Raw genomic sequence first — 15,156 nt, 5'->3', positions numbered from 1 at the left:
AATGGCGACCCGACTCGTCGAACTACAACGGCAGGGAACGGCGACCCTATCGTCCGAACTACGGCGACAGGAAACGGTGACGCAGCGACGTCACGTGACGCCGATGTAGGCGTCGCGGACGTACTCGTCCTCCTGTAGTTCCGACGCGGGGCCCTCGAGCGTGATCGCTCCGGTCTCGAGCAGATAGAGCCGCTCGGCGTGGCGCATCGCGAAGGTAGTGTTCTGCTCGGCGATCAGGATCGTGATGCCCTCCCGCTTGAGCTGTTCGAAGGTGTCGTCGAGGTCGTTGATGATGATCGGCGCGAGTCCGAGCGTCGGCTCGTCCAAGATGAGGAGCTTCGGATCGCTGACCAGCGCGCGACCGATGGCAAGCATCTGCTGTTCACCGCCGCTCAGCGTCTCCGCGTCCTGATCGCGGCGCTCGTCCAGTCGCGGGAACAGCTCGTAGACCCAGTCGATCGTCTCCTGAGCGGCCGCCTGATCGTCTCGGGGATAGGCCCCCATCAGGAGGTTCTCGTGGACGGAGAAAAACGGGAAGAGGTCGTGCTCTTCGCTGCAGTGGACGAGCCCTCGGTCGACGATTTCGCGCTTGGAGAGGTCGGACAGTTCTTCGCCGAACAGCTTGATGCTGCCCTCGTACTCCTTGATTCCGGAGAGGGTGTCGAACAGCGTCGTCTTCCCGGCGCCGTTCGGCCCGATGACGCCGACCGTTTCGCCTTCCTCGACGTGTAAGGAGACGTCGTCGAGCGCCTGTGTCTTGCCGTAGGTCACGTCCAGACCCTCGATCTCGAGGACGGGATCGGCCATCAGTCGCCCACCTCCGCACCGGCGAGGTACGCTTTCTGTACCGTCTCGTCGTTCGCTATCTCCTCGGGCGATCCCTCGGCGATCTTCTGTCCGCTGTTGATGACGACGACGCGGTCGACGATCGGCATGAGTCCTTTCATATTGTGGTCGACGATGATGATCGGTGTCCCTTCCGCGTGGATATCGCGAATCTGTTCGGACAGCTCGCGAATCTCCGCCTGATTCATCCCCGCGAACGGTTCGTCGAGGAGGAGCATGTCGGGTTCGGTCGCCAGCGCTTTCGCGATTTCCAGCCGCCGGACGTCAGCGTGGGGGAGCGATCCGGGGAGCGTATCCAACTTTTCGTCGAGGTCGAACCGCCGGGCGATGTCGAGGACTTCCGCTTGACTCGCACCGCCGGTGAGCGAGAAGATATCGTTCGGATACGTGAACAGCTCGATGTTTTCCCCGACCGTCGAGGACGGAATCGGGTTCGACTCCTGGGAAACGCGTGCGATCCCGCGGTTAACGATCTCGTGGGTATCCATGTCCGTGATATCGGTGCCCCTGAACTGGACGGAGCCGCCGGTCACGTCGTAGATTCCCATGATGCAGTTGAAGACGGTACTCTTCCCGGACCCGTTCGGACCGATTAGTCCCAGGATCTCGTCGTCCCGGAGGTCGAACGAGAGGTCGTCGACGGCGACGAGACCGCCGAACTCCTTTCGCAAGTCGTCGATCTGGAACACGGTATCGCTACTCATCGCGACCACCTCCGATGGACCCGATTCGAGACCAGATGAACGGGAAGATCCCGTCCCGGAGGAACACGAGGAAGAACAGCACGATGAGCCACAGCGCGAGCCACCGACCGGTCGATCCGAACACCGTCAGCACCTCGTCGCGGAGGAAGATGAAGACGAACGCGCCGCCGATCGGGCCGGCAATCGTTCCCATACCGCCGATGACTGCGATCGCGACCATCTCGAGGCTGCGGTCGATCACGAGGACCGTCGACGGGGTGACGTTCCCGTAGAAGTGGGCGAGCATCGCACCGCCGATCCCCATCGTGATCGCACTCAGCAGGAACGACCACAGTTTGAACTTCGTCGTGTCGATCCCCGAGGACTCGATCGCGGCCTCGTTTTCACCGATCGCGCGCAGGATCCGCCCGACGTTCGATTGACTGACTACGACCAGTACGGCACCGATGAGCAGCATCGGGATCAGCGTGTAGTAGTACAGGCTCGTGAGATCGTACGTGAACGTCGACACCGCGGTGATTCCCAGCTCGCCGCCGGTGTACTCCCCGTAAATGTAGACGAGTTGGGTCAGCACCAGCACGCCCAAGAGCGTGATCAGCGAGAAGTACGGCCCCTCGAGTCGCAGCGTCGGCACTGCGAACAGGAGCCCGATGGCGACCGCCGCCAGAATCGACAGCGGGAACGTGATGTACATCGCCATATCGGGGTTGACGTTGTGGACGAGGATCCCGGTCATGTAGGCGGCGCCGCCGGACAGCGCGGAGTGACCGAAGCTGATATAGTTGGTGTGGCCGCTGATGATGTCCCAGCCCATGGCGAAGATGGCCCAGATGCTCGCTAACGCGAACACGTACAGGTACTGGGCGGCCCAGAACGGCAGGGTGAAGAGCGCGAGGAGCGCGACCCCGACTGCCGTGATCTGGTATCGGTTCGGTTCGCCGAGGAACTCCCTCGTGAACCGCTGCAATACTGGCTCGCCGGAGCGGTCGTATTCGTTACTCAAGGTACTCCCTCCCGTAGAGGCCTTCCGGCCGGTACATGATCACTGCGATGATTATCAGTAGCGCTACCACGACGCGGTACGGGGCGCCGATGAGTTCGACCGTGAGCGTCTCGATGTAGCCGATCAGGTACGCCGCGATGATCGACCCCTTGATCGAACCGACGCCGCCGATGATGACGATGATGAACGCGAGCGTCAGCGGCTCGAGCCACATCTCGGGGCTGGTCTGTTGCAGGCGTCCGATGAAGAGCCCGCCGACGCCGGCGAACGCGCCCGCGATGAGCCACGTCTGCCGCCGGACTTGCGGGAGATCGACGCCGGTGAATATCGCACCCCGTTCGCTCATCGACGTCGCGAGGATCGCGCGTCCGTTCTTCGTATTTGTGACGTAGTACCACAGCAGACCGATCAGCACCCAAGAGACGACGAACGCCAGGAGCTGGTCGTACTGCATCCGGGTGCCGGCGACCGCGATGGAGCCCGGGACCATGGGCTCGAGAACGCGCGCCTGCTGCGAGAATCCCATCGTTATCGCCTCCTGGATAGCGAGTGCGGCCATGATCGTCGCCATAAACGTGATGACGACGTGCTCTTCGATGTACCTGACGAGGCCCATGTAGACGCCGTACGACGCGAGTGCGGCGACGAGGACACCGGTGATTACGCCCCCGAGTCGGCCGATGTACGGCTGGGCCACGAGGTACGCGTAGGCGCTGAGCATGAGCAACGCGCCGTGGGTGAGATTGAGTATCCCACCGACGCCGAAGATCATCGTGAATCCGATCGCGATCAGGGCGTAGATCGCGCTGATCATCGCCCCGACGATCACGATCGTGAGTATCTCTGAGAGCATGCTATCAGTGATTACATCCAGGACGGCGGCTGATGGTCACCGTTCTGGTAGGTCTCGGGCCAGACGCAGCGTTTCGTACCGTCCGTCCCGCCGATTCCGTCGCCCTCTTCCGCCGTTTGCCACTGCGTGACGGTAAACGGCGCGTACTCGTCGCCCGCGCTTTCGCCCGGATAGACGTCGTTCGGGTACTCGTCGTCCTCGCCCTGGAACTGAATCTGTCCGAACGATCCCTGGAAGTCGGTCGCTTGCAACTCTTCGACGATCGCGTCGATGTCCTCCTGGTGATTCGCAGTGCCCGCGCGCTCGACGGCCTCCGCGTAGAGATTGATCGCGTCGTGGGTGATGAATCCGACGAACGTCGGTGTCGTCGGCCGCGAATCGTACTCGGCCTGGTAGGCGTCCATGACCTCGCTCGTCTTCGGCGTGATGTCCGCGAACCCGTCCGCGGCGGCCGTCGCCGTGGACAGATACTCCGCGGTGCCGTCGGTGTCGGACCAGAACTGCGGCGACTGCGCGGCGATCATGACGCCGTCGACGGAGAACGGGTACTCGTTTCGCGACCAGGACGCGGTCATGCCGGTGATCGGGATGTGTGAGAGCGCCCCGATCATAGCCTGTGCGCCGGAGCTTTCGACCTGATCCAGGATCGGCGTCCAGTCGTTCGTATCCAGCGCGACCCGCTCGTTGACTGAAACGTCTATTCCGTTATCCTCGAGGAGTCCCGCGGTAATGTCCGTGATGTCCTGCGTCCAAGCGGCGTCCTCGGAGACGACGGCCATCGTGTCCCATCCGTGTTCCTCGCTAAGGAACTGGCCGTACTCCGCGAGGTATTCGGCCTGTTTGATCGAGTTGACCGGTCCGGGCCGGAAGATGCTCTTGTACTGATCGTAGTTCTGTGCGTGGTTTTCGGCGAAGATACGCGGCGACGCCGCACCGGTGATCATGAAGGGCAAGTCGTTCTCGGACGCCAAGTCAACCAGTGACAGCGCGACTTCGCTCACGATGGTCCCGACCAGCATCTGGATGTTCTCCCGACTGATCATCTCCGTCACTGCGGAGTGCGCCTCGGAGGGCTGCCCGGCAGAGTCGGCCGTCACGAGTTCGACGTCTTGGTCGAGGATGCCGCCGTTCTCGTTCAGCTGATCGACGGCTAACTGCGCCGACCGCTCCGATCCGAGACCGTTGTCCGTTTCGACGGCCATGATGTGCCCGATCTTTATCGTATCTCCGCTACCACCGCCGCCTAGACACCCCGCGACCGACGTGGCCGCTGCCCCCGCTCCGATCGTCCGTAGGACGGTTCGGCGATCCGTTCGATCGAAGATGCCACTGCCGTAGCGAGTCTGCTCGTTGGACTCATTGCTCATTGGTATCGACCACCAGTAAATCCCGGAGGTTCCCTTATATCTCTTTCTATAATAATAGTTATGAAATCGCGGTAGACGTGGTATGACGCCGCTGACACCACCGATCGGTTATATCGATCAGTCGATACTTCTCGCTCTTCCGATCGCTCGGTTCGCCGGTAGCGGATCGATCCCGTCTGCTCCGACGCGCTCGGTCACAGTGGCGAGCGGCCGGGCCACTGTGGACCGGTATTCCGTCCTTCGCGGACGTACTGCGGCCGTTAGAGACTATCGTAGATGATGTTCTTCTGGATCTCGCTCGTCCCCTCGACGATCTTCTGTACTCGAGAGTCCCGATAGAACTTCTCAACGGGGAACTCCCGCGTGTAACCGTAGCCGCCGTGAATCTGGACGGCCTCGGAGCAGACGTCCTCGCAGATTTCGCTCGTGTAGTACTTGGCGATGGAGGCCAGTCGCCGCGGATCGTTGCCGGCCATCAGTTCGGCCGCCGCCCGATAGGTGGTCGAGCGGGCGGTTTCGATCCCGGTTATCATATCCGCGAGCTTCCACTGGAGGCCCTGAAAGTCCCCGATCGGCTGCCCGAAGGCTTCGCGCTCGTGGGCGTACTCGAACGCGTGGCGGAACGCCCCGGCGGCGGCACCGAGCGCGTTCGCCGCCACGAGGATCCGATTCTCGTTGAAGAACTCCATCAACTGCGCGAAGCCGCGGTCCTCCTCGCCGACGAGGTGGTCCTCGGGAATCCGCGCGTCCGTGATGTCGATCTCGGCGGTCGGGCTCGCCCGAAGCCCCATCTTCTCGATATCGTTGCCGATCTCGAACCCGTCCGTCTCGGTCGGGACGATGAAGGCGCTGATCCCGCCGTGGCCCGCATCGGGGGTGGTCTTCGCCATGACGATCATGAACTCCGCGACTGGGCTGTTGCTCGCCCACGTTTTGCTCCCGTTGAGGACCCACTCGTCGCCGTCCCTCTCGGCGGTCGTCCGCATCCCGGCGACGTCGCTCCCCGCGTCCGGTTCGCTGATCGAGGTGCCGCAGACGGCCTCGCCCTCGAGGACCGGCCGGACGAACTCCTCTTTCTGCCAGTCGTCGCCGTACTCGAGGAGCATTTCGGTGCCGAACTTGCCGGTCAGGACGGCGGTCCCGATCCCGGGATCCGCGCGGTTGAACTCCTCGTGGACGATGACCGATGAGAGAAAGTCCATCCCCGCACCGCCGTACTCCTCGGGATAGTGCGGTGCCAGAAAGTCCAGATCGGCGGCGTCCCGAAAGACCTCTCGGGGGAACTGTACCGCGCCGGGCTCGTCGTACTCTCTGGCGACCGGTTCGATCTCCGTCTCCGCGAATTCGCGAACCGCGTCGCGAATCGCCTCGTGTTCCGCTGTCAGTGCTGTCGTCATTGGCTGGTATCGTCGGTCAGGTGTCGTCTATCGCCGTTCGGTCTCGTCTCTGTTCCTCGTCCGTCGGATCGGCGTCACTCGCGGTCGCGGCCGCTCGGGAACTCGGGCCGTCGCCCGTCGAGAAACGCCTCGACGGCTTCCTCGTGATCGGGATGCTGTTGGGCCGCCGCCTCGAGCGCGATGCCTTTCGTCAGCGCGAGGTCGTTTCCGAGTTCGAGCCAGCTGTTCAGGGTCTTCTTCGTGTATCTGATCGCAGTCTGGGGCCCCGTCGCCAGTTTCTCGACCATCTCGTCGGTAGCGTCGTCCAGTTCGTCAGCGGGGACGACGTGATTGACGAGTCCGAGGTCCTCGGCCTCCTCTGCGGAGAGCAACTCGCCGGTCATCAGCAGTTCCTTCGCCTTGTTCAGACTCGTCAGGAGCGGCCAGATGACCGCCCCGCCGTCGCCGGCGACGAGCGCGACGTTCACGTGCGGGTCCCCGATCCGCGCGTCCTCGCTCATCATGACGATGTCACAGAAGAGCGCGAGCGTCGCACCCAGTCCCGTCGCGTCGCCGTTTACCTTCGCGATCACCGGCTTCTCGAGGTTGACGATGCTTTCGATGATCTCCTCGCCCTCACGGGCCGTCTCGAGGAACTTCCCGGGCTCCTCGACGCTCTCTTTCATCCAGTTCACGTCGCCGCCGGCGGAGAACGCGTCGCCGTTCCCGGTGAGCACGACCACCCTCGCGTCGGCGTCGTAGGCGTCGTCGAACACCTCGGCGAGTTCGGTGTGGAGCGGGGCGTTCACCGCATTGAGTGCGTCCGGTCGGTCGATCGCGATCCGGAGGACGTCGTCGTCGAGCGTCACCGCTAGGTTTTCGTACTCCTGCATGTCCGCCCGAATAGATGTCGGTTCCCCCTATAAAACCCCGTGGCGGTCGGCGCGTTGCGGACGAAAGAGCTAACACGCTGATCACGGAAACGGACGGGTATGGGTTACCTTCCCACGCTACCGGAGACGCTGTCGCGGACGACGCGGAAGTATCCCGATCGGGAGGCGATCGTCTACCCTCGAAAGGACGTCCGCCTGACCTACGCCGAATTCGATGACCGAGTGGATCGGTTCGCGAACGCGCTCCGAGAGCGCGGCGTCGAACGCGGCGACCGCGTCTCGCTGTTGCTCCACAACTCCGCGGAGTTCGCTATCGCACTGTTCGGTCTCCTTCGGGCCGGTGCGGTTTTCAATCCGATAAACTACCGCCTCGCGCCCAGCGAGGTCGGCTACATCCTCGACGACTCCGAGTCGACAGTCCTCGTTTTCGAGGAAGCGACGCGAGAAACGGTCGAGAGCGGCCGTGACGAGTTCGGAACGGTCGAGGAGTACGTGTACGTCGACGACGACGTCGAACGCACGCCCGACTACGCCGCCGGGTTCCACGACCTGCTCGAGCGCGCCGACGCGTCGACGCCGCCGGTCTCGGTCGATTCGACGGACCAGTACGCGATCATGTACACGAGCGGGACCACCGGCCGACCGAAGGGGGTCGTCCACTCCCATCGAGACGCGACGTACCACAACATGCTCTACGCCGGGCAGATGGGGCTGAACTTCACGGACGTCGGAATCTCGGCGATGCCGCTGTACCACAACGCCGAACTCAACTGCGGACTGCTCACGCGGATCAACCTCGGCGCGAAGTCCGTGATCCTCCACGACTTCGACGCGCGACGCGCCCTCGAAGTCGTCGACGAGGAGCGCGCGACCCACCTCTTCGTCGCTTCGCGGATCTGGGGGCAACTGCTCGAGGAGTCGAACGAGATGGCGTCGTTCGACGGCTCGTCGCTCGAACTCGGCGTCTACGGTGCCGCCCCGATGCCGCCGTCGCTGCTCGAGGAGTGTATCGAGACGTTCACCGAGGACTACGCCACGGCCTACGGGATGACGGAGATGGGGCCGTGCGCGACGTTCATCCTCCCCTTCGAGGTTCGGGAGCATCTCGAGAGCGTCGGGCGGGCCGCGCCGAATCACGAGGTCCGGATCGTCGAGCCCACCGAGAACGAGGACCCGAACGATCCCGTCACGCCGATGGACACCGTCGAGACCGGGGAGACCGGCGAGATCATCCTGCAGGGGCCGCCGATGATGGACGAGTACTGGAACCTGCCGGAGAAGACGGCGGACGCGATCCGCGACGGCTGGTTCTTCACGGGCGACGCGGGCTATCTCAACGAGGACGGCTACCTCTTCCTGGTCGACAGGATCGACGACATGATCATCAGCGGCGGCGAGAACATCTACCCGACCGAAGTCGAGAACGTCCTCTACCAGCACGACGGCGTCGCCGAAGTCGCGGTGATCGGCGAGGAAGACGACCAGTGGGGCGAACGCGTCGTTGCGCACGTCGTTCCGGACGGCGACCTGACCGCGGACGACCTCGACGACTTCTGCCGATCGAGCGACGACCTCGCCGAGTTCAAGCGGCCGCGACGGTACGAGTTCCGCGACGCCCTCCCCAAGAACCCGAGCGGAAAGATCCAGAAGTACAAGCTCCGCGACGAGGACTGAGTGCGGTCGGCAGTGCGATACGAGCACCCGCGTCCGGTCGTTCGCTCGGCCTCGTTCCCTCGCTCCGGTCACTCGGGCGGCCTTGTTCCGGTTACTCGGGTGGCCTCGTTCCCTTGTTTCGTTCGTTCATGTACTCGAGCGCCGCATCGAACCCCTCGGTCGCCGCGATGCGGTAGTACTCCTTGCCGTACTCCGTGTGGTGGCCGAGCGCGTCGAACAGTTCGCTGAACCTGAACATCGGCTTTGCGCCCTGCATCTCCGCGGCACCGTTGAGTACCTGTTTGAGGATGCGAACGTTGGTGCCCGGCATCTTCCGGATCTCCTCGACCTCCGCGAAGACCGTCGCCATGAGTCGATCCCGCGGAACGACGCGATTGACCATCCCTAACTCCGACGCTCGCTGCGCGTCGACGATCTTGCCCGAGAGGAGCAGTTCCTTCGCCTCGTGGAGGTTCATCACGAACGGGTAGACGAGCGTCGGCGGGACGCCGGCCATCCGCAGCCCTGGATAGCCGAACTCCGACTCCTCGGTCGCGATCACGAGGTCACACGCCATCGCCAGGTCGCTCCCGCCGGCGAGACAGTAGCCGTCGACAGCGGCGATCACCGGCGTGTCACACTCCCAGACGGCGTGGACGTGATCGGTCGCGGCGTCGAACTCGTCGAGGAGGTCGTCGACCGACGGAACGGAGTCTTCCTCCTCCCCATCTTCCTCCGCTGGGGTGATGTCGTAGCCGGCCGAAAACGCCTCGTCACCCGCGCCGCGAAGGACGATCGCTCTCACCTCGTCGTCGGCCTCCGCTCGAGCGATCGCGTCGCACAGGTCCTCGATCAGGCGGTCGTTCAGCGTATTCAGCGAGTCGGGACGGTCGAGTGTGACGAGCGCGGCCGCTCGATGCGAATCGACGGTATAGTCGACGGTCGATGGCATGTGGTACTGACTCTCACCCGGCGATAAAACGCTTTCCGCAACTGTCGAGACTGCGTCCCGCGATGATGGCGCGCCGCACCCCATCGGCCCGCTGCGTCTGTTCCGTCTCCGCTGGACGGGACCTATATACCGATGGCGTCCGAGCGAACTGCAGCGTTCACCGGATTCGGTAGTCCGGAGTACGTAACGGTCGAATCGTTCGACGACCCAGTACCTCAGATTAGAATGAAGGGTATGGCGGTGCGATTTGCTGGTAGTTCGTGCCAGAAATCGTCTGCCTCTATGTTATCACTTTCAGATATTGTTTCTATAATGGAAATATTCTGTACCGAACGAGTTTCTCAACAGTTCATAATAATTATAAAAGGTTGATCTATAGCCGGTAGATGAGACCGGTCGGATCATATTGCGATCGACGAAACTGGGGATCCAACTCGATAATCAGCGCTACTGGCTGTACACTGATCTCGATCCGGAAACCAGCGAATTTCTTCACATAAGGCTCTATTCAACGGGAAAGATAGCACTAATCTCGATGTTTCTCACTGAACTTCGGCAGAAACACGACATTGATGACGCCGTGTTTTTCGTCGATTCAGCACCGTGGCTCAAAACTGCACTTCACGATCACGGACTCCGATTTCGATACGAAGAACATGGAACTCGGAACGCGGCTGAAAATCTATTTTAGGAAATAATATGCCATAATCATAATTTCCCATACTATTCCAGGAACCGATCCAGCAACCGCTGAAACATTGCTACTGCAGAAGGTCACTGTGGACGTTACACCACTTTCCAGTTATTTTTCTATATTGGTACAAAAATATATCTTTCAAGTCTGTAAAACAGGTCAGTACGTTTGATCCCTCTTCCGAAATGTAGCTCCTGTCTCTCGAACAATATCGGGTATCGACGCCGCTGTTTTACATCGATGCCGTTCGGTACCATTCTTCCATTCCTTCACGCCCAACTGACTTGGAGAAACTACTCATCAGATGATACGACGTCCAGCGGATGCAGTCGGTCGCCGTTGCTAATCCGGACTGAAATCTTTCGATTCCAACAGGTAGGCGCCCGTACGCTTATGTGTGATGCGACGGAACAGAGCAAACATGCCCAAAAATTCACTTGCGGATAAGTTCGACTTTACAGATGAGGGTGTCGCTGTCACTGGTGGTGCGAGCGGAATCGGCCAAGCAGTCTGTGAGACCTTCGCTGCCATGGGTGCGAACATTACCATTGCCGATGTAGACATTGAGGGTGCCGAAGAAACGGCGGACGCTATCGAAGACGAGTACGAGACGCGAGCCATTGCGATCGAAACGGATGTCTCGTCGTACGATGACGCCGTCGAAATGATTGACACCACCGTCGACGAGTTCGGTTCGATCGATATCCTCGTCAACAATGCTGGACTGAGTACGCGAACGTCGTCGTTTCTCGAGTCGACGCCCGAGGACTGGGAGCGGTCGGTCGGAGTCACCTACTTCGGAACGATGAACTGTACCCACGCCGCGCTCTCACACATGATCGACCAAGAGAGCGGCTGTATCATCAATTACGCCAGCGACTCTTACAAAGGAAACGATCCGTCTCTCGCCGTCTACGGTGGCGCAAAAGCCGGCAACGTCGCGTTCACAATGAACGTCGCCAAGGAAGTTGGCGAACACGGGATCCGGATGAACGTCGTCTCACCCGGGACGACCGAGACCCCTGCCACTGCAGATTGGCTCGACGAGTACCGCGACAAAGTGCTTGAATCGTACGCACTCGACCGGCTCGGCCAGCCCGAGGATATCGCCAACACCGTCGCTTTCCTGGCGAGCGACGCCGCAGATTGGATTACCGCTGAAGTGGTGAGCGTCAACGGCGGCTATATCCGCGGATAGCTGCAACTGGCCTCGTGTTGATCGGCAGACGACCGCGAGAACGCTGCCGGAACCTATACGACATCTTTCGATCGGAGCTCGTCGATATCCTCGTCGCTGTAGCCGATCGCCTCGAGAATCTCCTCGGTGTGTTCGCCGAGGTCCGGCATCGGTTCGCCGGTCGTTTCGAGATCGCCGAACGAGATGGGGTTGTCGACGTACGGGATCGGACCGTCTTCGGTCTCGAGTTCCTTCACGAGATCGAGGTGCTCGGTCTGGGGGTGGTCCAACACCTCGTCGAGTTCGTTGACGTCGCCCCACGGAATGCCCGACTCGGCGAGTCGGTCCGCCCAGTAATCGCGGGGTTCGCTCCGCAGAATCGATTCGATCTCGGACTCGAGTGTCTCCCGGTGGGCGATCCGATCTTCGTTCGTCTCGAACCGCTCGTCGGTGAGGAGGGTGGGTCGGTCGATGACGTCGACGCAGAACGCCTTCCAGTGGGCCTCGCTGAGGATGGCGAAGTTAATATACTGCTCGTCGACGGTTTCGTACGGACCGTAGGGCGTGATCAAGTGGTGGCGCATGCCGACCCGCTCGGGGAGTTCGTCGTTGTGCCAGTACTTGTGCGGGAAGTAGCCCATCCAAGAGAGCATCCCGCCGAACATCGTCACGTCAATCTCTTCGCCCTTCCCGGTACGTTCGCGGTGGAACAGCGAAAGTAACGTCGCGATGGTCCCGTAGGTTGCAGCGTTGATATCACAGATGCTGATCGGGATTTTTGCCGGCTCGTCCGGCGAGCCGTTCATCAGGATCGATCCGGTTTCACCTTGCATGACGAGGTCGTACGCCTTTCGGTCGCTGTACGGACCGCTACGGCCGTAACCCGAGATGTTCAGGTAGATGACGTCGTCGTTGTACGCCGAAACCGTCTCGTAGCCGACGCCGAGCCGTTCGACGACGCCCGGCGCGTAGTTCTGGACGACGATATCTGCTTCCGCGGCGAGCTCGGCGAAAATTTCCGATCCCTCGTCGGACTTCAAGTCGAGCTCGATACTCAGTTTGTTCCGGTCGACCCAGACGTGGGCGGAGGAATCGCCGTAGACGGCCGAGTCCCAGTGACGGTTGACGTCGCCGACGTTAGGCCGTTCGACCTTGATCACTTCGGCGCCGAAGTCGCCGAGCATGCGAGTACACAGCGGTGCACTCACGCCGCTCTCGAGGCTGAGGACGGTAATATCGTCTAGTGCGAGCATACGTGGACGAATTCTCGGGTTCGACTGCTGCTTGCCCTGTGACCGCGAGTTATCCTCGATAACGCAGTACGTATGCGTTGCTTGATGCGAACTACCATAGGAATGCTTCCTCCCCGTATCACATATTTGTACCGGATAGCGAACTTCCGTCCGCTCCGACCGACCGCGCCGTGTTCCTGTCGACGGTAGTCACGAGAATCGAGCGATACGTTTTTCATGCGGGTTCGATATCACTGACGTATGGTAGTCACTATCGATACTATCGATACCATTACTGTCGTCGGAGGCGGACAGATGGGCCGTGGGATCGCCGCCGTCGCCGCATTGGCAGGGTACGAGACCTACGTGAACGACATCGACGAGTCGCAACTCGAGGAAGCCGAGGAGCAGATCGAGTGGTCGTACGAGAAGTCAGTCGAGAACGGGGCCGCGACGGAGACGGAGATCGACGAAGCGATGGACCGACTTACGTTCACGAGCGACTTCGAGGAAGCGGCCGGGAACACGGACTTCGTGACCGAAGCGGCTGTCGAACAGCAGGCGGTCAAGGAGGACATCTTTCAGGACCTCGACGACGTCGCACCGGAGGACGCGATCCTCTCGACGAACACGTCGGGACTCAATATCACCCAACTCGCCGAAGTGACCGATCGGCCGTCACAGGTCGTCGGGACTCACTGGTTCAATCCGCCGATGCTGATGGATCTGGTCGAAGTTATCATGACCGAACACGCACCTGAGAGCGTCGGCGACACCACCGAGGCCCTTATCGAGTCGTTCGACAAGACGCCGATTCGCTGCAAGATGGACATCCCTTCGTTCATTGTCAACCGGCTGATGCGCCCCTATGGCGAGGGCCCGGCCTGGATGGTCTATCGGGGCGAACACTCGATCGAAGAGATCGACTCCGCGATGAAGTACAAGGAAGGATTCCCGATGGGACCGTTCGAACTCGCCGACTTCACCGGCGGCATCCAGATTCGTGTCGAGGGAGAGCAGGATCACCTCGAGGACGACCGACCGATGTCCTACGATACGGAAGTGTGTCCCATTCTCCACCAGTTGTACGATAAGGGTCGGTACGGGCGCAAGGCGGACGCCGGCTACTACGACTACGACGAGCGCGATGAGCCACAGATTTCGGTTGGCGAAGGACAGGGATTCGATACGCTGCTCGTCTGGGCTCCGATCGTCAACGAAGCCGCCAAGATGGTCCAGAACGACGTCGCCAGTGTCGAAGACGTCGACACCGGTGCACGGCTCGGCGGCAACTGGCCGGTCGGCCCCCTCGAGAAAGCCGACGAAGTCGGTGCCGATGTCATCCTCGAGAAACTGACCGAGGTCGCCAGTCGTCACGAGGACACGAACAAGCTCGCCGAAACGTTGCCGTGCGAGCTGCTCGTCGAGAAGGCGAAGAACGACGAAACGTTCTATTGATCGAGGGAGCGATGACGTTCGGTAACACCGAAGTTCAACGTGTTTTTCGAACCTCGACGAACCATTTCAGTCCCCTTCGATTCCGAGTCGCGAGTAATGTTTTCAGTCAACTCGTCGCGTGAAACCTGAGTAGTTCCAAGCGAAGGTACCGGTCTGCTGACCGCGACGATGCCCGCGAAGTACAGAGGCGACACCGAGGTGGAGGACGACGAATGACGGTCGACGCACAGGTTCTCGGCACGCAATATCGTCGAGCAATGGCTCGCGGCACCGGTTCGCCGTCAAACGCGTCCGTACCCGCCGAAAAGCAGCGGCCGCTAGTCGTCAGAGCCGGTGCCGTCAGTCGTCTCGTCGGGTTGCGTACCGATCCCCTCAGGCCAGCCCGGCGGCTCCGCAGCGGAGGGGTCGGCGTGTTCGCGTTTCAGCACCATCGGCGTGCGCTCGAGACTGAGCACGAGGTCGCCGTGTTGGTTGTACGCCCGCAATTCGGTCTCGACGATACCGACATGGTCGCGGGACTCGAGTTCGCGCTTCGAGAGCACTTCGCTTTCGGCGAAGATGGTGTCTCCGTGGAAGACCGGACTGTGGTGGCGGATGTCGTCGTAGCCGAGGTTCGCCGTCGCGTTGACCGAGACGTCGATGACGCTCATGCCGACGGCCAGGGCGATGACGAAGGTGCCGTCGACGAGGCGCTCGCCGAACTCCGTCTCCGCGGCGTAGGCCTCGTTGAAGTGCATCGGATTGAGGTTCATCGTCACGTTGGTCATCCAGACGTTGTCCGTCTCGGTGACGGTGCGGCCGAAGGGGTGTTTGTACACGTCGCCGACCTCGAAGTCCTCGTAATAGCGACCGTGCCATCCCTCTACGAGCCGTTTCGCTGTCGATGCCTCGGTTTCGTCGGTTTCGGCAGTGTCGTTTGTCATGGGTATGGGTTCCGGAGTAGCCGTC

At 61.3% G+C, this 15,156-nt stretch carries 13 protein-coding genes and 1 pseudogene; 4 read left to right on the top strand and 10 right to left on the bottom strand.

Going from position 1 to position 15,156, the window contains the following annotated elements:
- Positions 1-90 precede the first annotated feature (90 nt).
- From LDH66_RS19490 to LDH66_RS19460, 7 genes are all read right to left on the bottom strand, one after another.
- Positions 91-807: an ABC transporter ATP-binding protein gene (locus tag LDH66_RS19490; protein ID WP_226482754.1), complete on the bottom strand. Its 717-nt coding sequence runs from the start codon at positions 805-807 to the stop codon at positions 91-93.
- The gene (locus LDH66_RS19485; RefSeq protein ID WP_226482753.1) at positions 807-1,550 is read right to left on the bottom strand and encodes an ABC transporter ATP-binding protein; all 744 of its coding nucleotides are present in this window, start codon (positions 1,548-1,550) and stop codon (positions 807-809) included. Before LDH66_RS19485 ends, LDH66_RS19490 begins: the two co-directional genes overlap by 1 nt.
- Entirely contained in the window at positions 1,543-2,553 is a 1,011-nt protein-coding gene (locus tag LDH66_RS19480) for a branched-chain amino acid ABC transporter permease (RefSeq protein WP_226482752.1), read from the bottom strand. The genes LDH66_RS19485 and LDH66_RS19480 overlap by 8 nt, the downstream gene beginning before the upstream one ends.
- Positions 2,546-3,406 (bottom strand): branched-chain amino acid ABC transporter permease, encoded by an 861-nt coding sequence (locus LDH66_RS19475; protein WP_226482751.1) that lies wholly within the window; start codon positions 3,404-3,406, stop codon positions 2,546-2,548. The genes LDH66_RS19480 and LDH66_RS19475 overlap by 8 nt, the downstream gene beginning before the upstream one ends.
- 11 nt (positions 3,407-3,417) lie before the next feature.
- Positions 3,418-4,773 (bottom strand): ABC transporter substrate-binding protein, encoded by a 1,356-nt coding sequence (locus LDH66_RS19470; protein ID WP_226482750.1) that lies wholly within the window; start codon positions 4,771-4,773, stop codon positions 3,418-3,420.
- A gap of 260 nt (positions 4,774-5,033) precedes the next feature.
- Entirely contained in the window at positions 5,034-6,170 is a 1,137-nt protein-coding gene (locus LDH66_RS19465; protein WP_226482749.1) for an acyl-CoA dehydrogenase family protein, read from the bottom strand.
- 74 nt (positions 6,171-6,244) lie between these two features.
- Positions 6,245-7,042 carry an enoyl-CoA hydratase/isomerase family protein gene (locus LDH66_RS19460; protein WP_226482748.1) on the bottom strand — a complete coding sequence of 266 codons (798 nt, stop codon included), beginning with the start codon at positions 7,040-7,042 and terminating at the stop codon, positions 6,245-6,247.
- A gap of 99 nt (positions 7,043-7,141) precedes the next feature.
- Here LDH66_RS19460 and LDH66_RS19455 point away from each other — a divergent pair, with 99 nt between their 5' ends.
- Positions 7,142-8,716, top strand: a complete 1,575-nt coding sequence (locus tag LDH66_RS19455) for a long-chain-fatty-acid--CoA ligase (RefSeq protein ID WP_226482747.1) — start codon at positions 7,142-7,144, stop codon at positions 8,714-8,716.
- A 91-nt stretch (positions 8,717-8,807) separates the two neighbouring features.
- On the opposite strand, the gene LDH66_RS19450 is transcribed toward LDH66_RS19455, so the two are convergent.
- Positions 8,808-9,647: an enoyl-CoA hydratase/isomerase family protein gene (locus tag LDH66_RS19450; RefSeq protein ID WP_226482746.1), complete on the bottom strand. Its 840-nt coding sequence runs from the start codon at positions 9,645-9,647 to the stop codon at positions 8,808-8,810.
- A 402-nt stretch (positions 9,648-10,049) separates the two neighbouring features.
- Between LDH66_RS19450 and LDH66_RS23315 the strand changes: the two are divergent.
- Positions 10,050-10,335, top strand: a pseudogene (locus LDH66_RS23315) (transposase domain-containing protein); the annotation flags it as partial.
- Between the two features lie 427 nt (positions 10,336-10,762).
- A complete protein-coding gene (locus LDH66_RS19445; RefSeq protein WP_226482745.1) occupies positions 10,763-11,539 on the top strand; it encodes an SDR family NAD(P)-dependent oxidoreductase in 777 nt (258 codons plus the stop codon).
- Between the two features lie 53 nt (positions 11,540-11,592).
- Here the strand turns inward: LDH66_RS19445 and LDH66_RS19440 are convergent, their stop codons facing one another.
- Positions 11,593-12,771: a CaiB/BaiF CoA transferase family protein gene (locus LDH66_RS19440; RefSeq protein WP_226482744.1), complete on the bottom strand. Its 1,179-nt coding sequence runs from the start codon at positions 12,769-12,771 to the stop codon at positions 11,593-11,595.
- A 240-nt stretch (positions 12,772-13,011) separates the two neighbouring features.
- On the opposite strand from LDH66_RS19440, the gene LDH66_RS19435 reads away from it, so the two are divergent.
- Positions 13,012-14,208 (top strand): 3-hydroxyacyl-CoA dehydrogenase, encoded by a 1,197-nt coding sequence (locus LDH66_RS19435; protein WP_226482743.1) that lies wholly within the window; start codon positions 13,012-13,014, stop codon positions 14,206-14,208.
- 317 nt (positions 14,209-14,525) lie between these two features.
- On the opposite strand, the gene LDH66_RS19430 is transcribed toward LDH66_RS19435, so the two are convergent.
- Positions 14,526-15,131 carry a MaoC family dehydratase gene (locus tag LDH66_RS19430; protein WP_226482742.1) on the bottom strand — a complete coding sequence of 202 codons (606 nt, stop codon included), beginning with the start codon at positions 15,129-15,131 and terminating at the stop codon, positions 14,526-14,528.
- Positions 15,132-15,156 lie beyond the last annotated feature (25 nt).

The sequence above is a fragment of the Natrinema amylolyticum genome, from assembly GCF_020515625.1.
Lineage (GTDB): Archaea > Halobacteriota > Halobacteria > Halobacteriales > Natrialbaceae > Natrinema > Natrinema amylolyticum.
The sequence above is the reverse complement of the archived record's forward strand: the minus strand, read 5'-3'. Positions and strand labels throughout refer to the sequence as shown.

Excerpts from the sequence above, each read along its gene's own strand:
- LDH66_RS19490 (WP_226482754.1), bottom strand. The coding sequence starts at position 807 with ATGGCCGATCCCGTCCTCGAGATCGAGGGTCTGGACGTGACCTACGGC.
- LDH66_RS19485 (WP_226482753.1), bottom strand. The coding sequence starts at position 1,550 with ATGAGTAGCGATACCGTGTTCCAGATCGACGACTTGCGAAAGGAGTTC.
- LDH66_RS19440 (WP_226482744.1), bottom strand. The coding sequence starts at position 12,771 with ATGCTCGCACTAGACGATATTACCGTCCTCAGCCTCGAGAGCGGCGTG.
- LDH66_RS19470 (WP_226482750.1), bottom strand. The coding sequence starts at position 4,773 with ATGAGCAATGAGTCCAACGAGCAGACTCGCTACGGCAGTGGCATCTTC.
- LDH66_RS19435 (WP_226482743.1), top strand. The coding sequence starts at position 13,012 with ATGGTAGTCACTATCGATACTATCGATACCATTACTGTCGTCGGAGGC.
- LDH66_RS19460 (WP_226482748.1), bottom strand. The coding sequence starts at position 7,042 with ATGCAGGAGTACGAAAACCTAGCGGTGACGCTCGACGACGACGTCCTC.
- LDH66_RS19475 (WP_226482751.1), bottom strand. The coding sequence starts at position 3,406 with ATGCTCTCAGAGATACTCACGATCGTGATCGTCGGGGCGATGATCAGC.
- LDH66_RS19450 (WP_226482746.1), bottom strand. The coding sequence starts at position 9,647 with ATGCCATCGACCGTCGACTATACCGTCGATTCGCATCGAGCGGCCGCG.
- LDH66_RS19445 (WP_226482745.1), top strand. The coding sequence starts at position 10,763 with ATGCCCAAAAATTCACTTGCGGATAAGTTCGACTTTACAGATGAGGGT.
- LDH66_RS19430 (WP_226482742.1), bottom strand. The coding sequence starts at position 15,131 with ATGACAAACGACACTGCCGAAACCGACGAAACCGAGGCATCGACAGCG.
- LDH66_RS19455 (WP_226482747.1), top strand. The coding sequence starts at position 7,142 with ATGGGTTACCTTCCCACGCTACCGGAGACGCTGTCGCGGACGACGCGG.
- LDH66_RS19465 (WP_226482749.1), bottom strand. The coding sequence starts at position 6,170 with ATGACGACAGCACTGACAGCGGAACACGAGGCGATTCGCGACGCGGTT.